Here is a 254-nt window from a genome sequence, read left to right on the forward strand (position 1 = left end):
GATGGGTGATGCGGTGTGCAACGCGTTACGAAACGCTTAGAAATAACGACAGGAAGTCTGAAAAGTGAGTAAGAAAGTAGATGTAGCCGTTCTGGGTGCAACCGGTGCCGTGGGCCAGACCATGCTCAAGGTTCTGCAGGAACGCAATTTCCCGGTCGGGCGCATACACGCGCTGGCCAGCCGGCGGTCTGCGGGGCAAACCGTCAGTTTCGGCAGTGAGTCACTGACGGTGGAAGCGGTCGATGACTTCGATT

The 254-nt window shown here is 56.7% G+C and carries 1 pseudogene; it reads left to right on the forward strand.

From position 1 onward, the window contains the following. Positions 1 to 64 precede the first annotated feature (64 nt). A pseudogene (locus tag ACZ2IA_RS23135) lies at positions 65 to 254 on the forward strand (aspartate-semialdehyde dehydrogenase); the annotation flags it as partial.

It is taken from the genome of Crenobacter sp. CS_VA4 (assembly GCF_055597485.1).